Consider the following 5,245-nt stretch of genomic DNA (forward strand, 5'->3'; position numbering starts at 1 on the left):
GCCGCGGGCCGCGGCATCCGCCCCTCTCGTCGTACTGGGGGCGCCGCCTGACCGGGCATTCCTCCACAGGGCGAGGGGGCTCGCGACATCGTCGGGTCGGCGGTACCGTGACTCCACTCCGGCGATGCCGCCGGGGCGGACGGAGGCGTCATGACCGCCGAGCACGAGCGGACCCCCGAGGACGTGCTGCGCCACGCCGCGCACGATCCGGAGCAGGAGCTCGAGAACAGCAGGGAGCTGACCGGCGACGTCATGCTCGCCGTGCAGGACTTCTCCAGCGAGGAGGAGGGGTACCACAAGACCCTCCGGCCGCGGCAGATCCAGATGATCGCGATCGGCGGCGCGATCGGCACCGGCCTGTTCATGGGCGCAGGTGGGCGTCTCGAGAGCTCGGGACCCTCGCTCGTCCTCGTCTACGCGGTCTGCGGCTTCTTCGCGTTCCTGATCCTGCGCGCCCTGGGCGAGCTCGTGCTGCACCGGCCGTCGTCGGGGTCGTTCGTGTCGTACGCACGGGAGTTCTATGGCGAGAAGATGGCGTACACCGCCGGCTGGCTGTACTTCCTCAACTGGGCGTTCACGTCGATCGTCGACGTCACCGCGGCCGCCCTGTACGTGAAGTTCTGGGCGCAGTACTGGGAGCCGCTGCAGGCGATCCCGCAATGGGTGGTCGCGCTCGTCGCGCTCGTGATCGTGCTGTCGCTCAACCTCGTCTCGGTCAAGGTGTTCGGCGAGCTGGAGTTCTGGTTCGCGCTCATCAAGGTCACCGCGCTCGTGGTGTTCCTCGTGATCGGCGTCGTGTTCCTCGTGTTCAACGGTCAGACCGACCTCGGCCCGACCGGGTACGTCGTCATCGCCGACAACGGCGGCTGGTTCCCGATGGGAGCGGTCGCCCCGATCCTCGCGATCTCGGGCGTGGTCTTCGCCTATGCGGCGATCGAGCTCGTCGGCACGGCCGCGGGCGAGACGGCGGAGCCGCGCAAGGTCATGCCTCGCGCGGTCAACACCGTCGTCCTGCGCATCGGCGTGTTCTACATCGGGTCGGTGCTGCTGCTGTCACTGCTGCTGCCGTTCACCGCGTACGAGGCGGGGGAGTCGCCGTTCGTGACGTTCTTCTCGCACCTCGGCAATCCGAACGCGGCGGCGGTGTCGGCATCCATCATGAACTTCGTCGTGCTCACGGCGGCGCTGTCGAGTCTCAACGCGGGCCTGTACTCGACGGGGCGCATCCTGCGATCGATGGCGGTGGCAGGATCGGCGCCGCGGTTCACCGAGCGCATGAGCCGCAACGGCGTGCCGTACGGCGGCATCCTCCTCACCGCGGTCATCACGCTCGCCGGTGTCGGGCTCAACGCGCTGGTGCCGTCGGAGGCCTTCGAGATCGTGCTGGAGGTCTCGGCCATCGGCATCATCGGCGGGTGGGCGACCATCATCCTGGCGCAGATGAAGCTGCACCGCTGGGCGAAGGAGGGGCGACTGCAGCGGCCGTCGTTCCGCCTGTTCGGCGCGCCGTTCACCGCATGGCTGACGCTCGTGTTCCTCGCGTTCGTGCTCGTCACCATGGCCTTCTCGCCGACCGGGCGCTGGGTGCTCGCGGCCAGCCTGCTGCTGATCCCGCTGCTCATCGGCGGGTGGTTCGCGTTCCGCGGCCGCATCGCGGAGGCCGCGAAGGAACGGCAGGGCCACACCGGCACGCATCCGGTCATCGCCGAACGGCCCGCGATCGACATCCCGCCGCGGATCTTCAAGGATCGCCCGAAGGACTGACGGCGGCCGGCGTCAGCGGCCGCGCTGCAGCCAGGGTCGCAGCAGGCGGGTCACGGCGGGCAGCACCGCGTACGTCATGACGGGCGTGAGCAGCACAGTCGAGAGCAGCACGCGGGCGATCAGCGGCCACTCCGCGAACCCGGGCAGGAAGCCGAGCAGCCACGACGCGAGGAGGTTGGTGGGGAAGAAGCCGAGCCAGATCGTGACGGCCTGCTTGTAGCGCGGCGGGGCGGCCGGGATGGGCTGCTGGATCGGGCCGGTCGCCGGGGCGACGCCGCGCGTCTCGACGTGGGTCGCGAACGGAGCGTCGAACCAGCCCTCGATGCCGGTGCGTCGCTCGACCTTGACCTCACGGGCGAAGGCGCGGCCGGAGTCGAGCCACCAGCCGCGCTGCGCCGAATCCTCCCAGCCCTCCAGGGTCGGGATGTCGCGGAAGCGGTACAGCATGTACCAGAGGTCGCTGCCCTCGCCCGCGCGGACCCAGCCGGAGCCGAGGAAGCCCTCGAAGCCGGCGGCCAGATCGGTGCCCGCCTGCATCCAGCTCGTGGCTTCTGCGGTACGGGACGGGTCGATGCGACGTTCGATCGCGACGGTGACGGGGTGGGCCACGGGTTCTGCCATGGCATCCATTCTGCGACGGCCGCCGCGCTTTCCCGGCGCCGGGTGCGGCAGGGGGCGGCCGCGAGGACGCGCGGCAGGCACAGCAGCCACACCCCCATCGTGACGAACGCGACGAACTCGAACAGTGCGAGCGTGATGAACCCTGCAGTCAGCACGATCATGCCTGCCGCGAGCAGCGCGACGCAGAACGCCGTGGCGCGCCGGAACCGCCGGCTGCGTCCGGGGATCGCCAGGCCCGTCGAGACCGTCGACAGGAACGACAGCCCGAGTCCGGTGGCGATGATGTTGTGCATGTCGGGGCTCACCGGGATCGGCACGAGACCCACGGCCGTGAGGTGCAGCCCGGCTGACACGATCGACCCGCGGAACGCGCGGGAGGAGCGGAGCGGGATGCCGTCGGGCAGCGCCACCACGACGAACACGCCGTAGGCGGCCAGGAAGAATCCGGCGAAGATCGCCGTCGCGTTGAAGGTGCGCCCCGAGAAGTCCGCGTGCGTCCCCAGCTGTGAGAAGTGATGCTGCCACCACGTGGGGTCGTGCGTGGTGAGCACGGCCAGCAGCACGCCTGCGGGCAGCGACAGCACGGCGAGGCGCCCGATGCGGTGGGCGACGGCGGCGGGCGCAGGTGCGAGGGCGGCGGGTGCCGCGGTGTCAGGGGCGGCCAGGGCGGCGGACGTGACCGGCGTCCCGAAGCCGGGTAGGGGCGCCCGCAGCGACGGCGTCGCGGCGAGAAGTGGTGCGACGGGGCCGTCGGTGACGTCGGAAAGGGTCGTGGGAGGCATTCGACTCACGATCGGTTCGGGTGCGACGCTGCGCCCGGTGCCGGGCCCCCCAATGAACCGACACAGGAGCCCCGTCGGCATGACGATAGATTCCCCAGTGGAGCGGGGAGACCGAACTGCACAAAACCCCAGTTCAGCGGTGACCCCCCGGTCTGCGGCAAGCCGCTGAGGAAACAGTATCCCGCGGAACCGGGGGAACGCTGGTCGAGGACGTGCAGGGACTCCGCGGGCGACGGGGGACGCCCGGGTAACCTGGAGAGGCCGGCTCACGCACCGCGCCGCGCCCGCGGCGCGCGGGTGCCCGCGGATCGCACCCAGGAGGAGCCGGATGCCCAAGAACAAGAAGCCCGGCGGCGGCCGTGCGCCGAAGAACTACGACCCGCGCTACAACCCCCGCGCCCGTGCAGCCGGAGGCGCCCGCGGCAAGGACGCCGGTGGCCGCGACGACGAGCAGAAGCGGCGTCCGGGCGAGTCGTCTGCCGGCAAGACCGGCAGTCGCAGTCCGGGCCACCGCGGCTACCGCGCGGAGGCCGCGGAGGGGGCGCCCAAGCGCCGCTGGACCGAGCAGGAGCGCGCCGGCCGCGACGAGGCCCGCGCCATCCGCACGCACGCACGCGACGACCGGCCCCAGCGCGACGACCGCCCGCGCCGCGACGACCGGCCGCGCCGGGACGACCGGCCGCGCCGCGACGCCGCGCCGGGCCAGGAGAAGCGGCCGCCGCGCGAGGACCGCCCGCGCCGCGACCACGCGCCGCGTCGCGACGACCGGCCGCGCCGCGACGACGGCGTCCGCCCCGATGTCGTCCACGAGCGCCTCGACGCCGATGCCGTCGTGCCCACCCAGGTCGACGGGGCGACCTTCGGCGACCTCGGCCTCGGTCAGAACATCGTCAAGACGCTCGATGAGCTCGGGGCGCGGCATCCCTTCCCCATCCAGGCGGCGACGATCCCCGCGATCCTCGACGGGCGCGACGTCCTCGCGCGCGGTCGCACCGGCTCCGGCAAGACGATCGCCTTCGGGGCGCCCCTGGTCGAGAGCGTGCTGCGCTCGCAGGCCGGCCAGAAGCGCGAGTTCGCGCGACCGCCGCGTGCGCTGATCCTCGCGCCCACGCGCGAGCTCGCGCTGCAGATCGATGCGACGATCCAGCCCATCGCGCGCAGCGTCGGCCTGTTCACCACCCAGATCTACGGCGGCGTGCCCAAGGCGCGTCAACTGGGCGCCCTCAAGAAGGGCATCGACATCGTCATCGGCACCCCCGGCCGCATCGAGGACCTCGTCGAGTCCCGCGCGCTCGACCTGTCGGAGGTGCGCATCGCGGTGCTCGACGAGGCCGACCACATGTGCGAGCTCGGGTTCCTTCAGCCGGTGCAGCGCATCATGCGCCGCACGTCGCGCGATGCGCAGCGCCTGCTGTTCTCGGCGACGCTCGACGGCGAGGTGTCGGCGCTCGTCAAGGAGTTCCTCACGAAGCCCGCGGTGTACGAGGTCGCCGGCGAGACCCAGCGGTCGGGGACGATCGACCACCGCGTACTGGTCGTTGACCACCGCGACAAGGCCGAGCTGCTGCGCTCGCTCGTCGACCGCGACGGCAAGACCCTCGTCTTCACGCGCACCCGTGCGTACGCCGAGATGCTGGCCGAGCAGTTCGACGCCGCCGGCATCCGCGCCCTCGCCCTGCACGGCGACCTCGACCAGGCACGCCGCACCCGCAACCTCGAGAAGCTCACCTCCGGGCGCATCGACGTGCTGGTGGCGACCGACGTCGCGGCCCGCGGCATCCACGTCGACGACATCGACCTCGTCGTGCAGGCCGACCCGCCCGACGAGTACAAGACGTACCTGCACCGCTCGGGCCGCACCGGCCGGGCCGGCGCGTCGGGCACGGTCGTCACTCTCGTCACGCGGGCTCGCCGTGCGCGCCTCGAGGAGCTCCTCGAGCGGGCCGACATCGAGGCGCCGTTCACGGAGGCGCGCCCGGGCGACGAGTTGCCCGGGCGCTGACGCCGCCCGGGCACGCGCTTCGTCTCGCTGGCGCTCGCTCAGCGTCCGGGTTACCCAGGGTCCGGTCGCTGAGCGC

General features: G+C 72.0%; 3 protein-coding genes and 1 pseudogene. 2 read left to right on the forward strand and 2 right to left on the reverse strand.

The genetic code is table 11. The features are described 5' to 3' along the window. Nucleotides 1-150: 150 nt before the first annotated feature. Entirely contained in the window at nt 151-1,764 is a 1,614-nt protein-coding gene (locus ACFWJ8_RS20885; RefSeq protein WP_378815175.1) for an amino acid permease, read from the forward strand. A 12-nt stretch (nt 1,765-1,776) separates the two neighbouring features. Here the strand turns inward: ACFWJ8_RS20885 and ACFWJ8_RS20890 are convergent, their stop codons facing one another. Continuing rightward, nucleotides 1,777-2,394 carry an antibiotic biosynthesis monooxygenase gene (locus ACFWJ8_RS20890; RefSeq protein ID WP_378815177.1) on the reverse strand — a complete coding sequence of 206 codons (618 nt, stop codon included), beginning with the start codon at nt 2,392-2,394 and terminating at the stop codon, nt 1,777-1,779. A gap of 125 nt (nt 2,395-2,519) precedes the next feature. Next, nucleotides 2,520-3,248: pseudogene (locus ACFWJ8_RS20895) on the reverse strand (hypothetical protein); the annotation flags it as partial. Nucleotides 3,249-3,495: 247 nt separating this feature from the next. Here ACFWJ8_RS20895 and ACFWJ8_RS20900 point away from each other — a divergent pair. Continuing rightward, nucleotides 3,496-5,169 (forward strand): DEAD/DEAH box helicase, encoded by a 1,674-nt coding sequence (locus ACFWJ8_RS20900; protein ID WP_378815179.1) that lies wholly within the window; start codon nt 3,496-3,498, stop codon nt 5,167-5,169. The last annotated feature ends 76 nt before the right edge of the window (nt 5,170-5,245 follow it).

It is taken from the genome of Microbacterium sp. NPDC058389 (assembly GCF_042722305.1).
Taxonomy (GTDB): Bacteria; Actinomycetota; Actinomycetes; order Actinomycetales; family Microbacteriaceae; genus Microbacterium.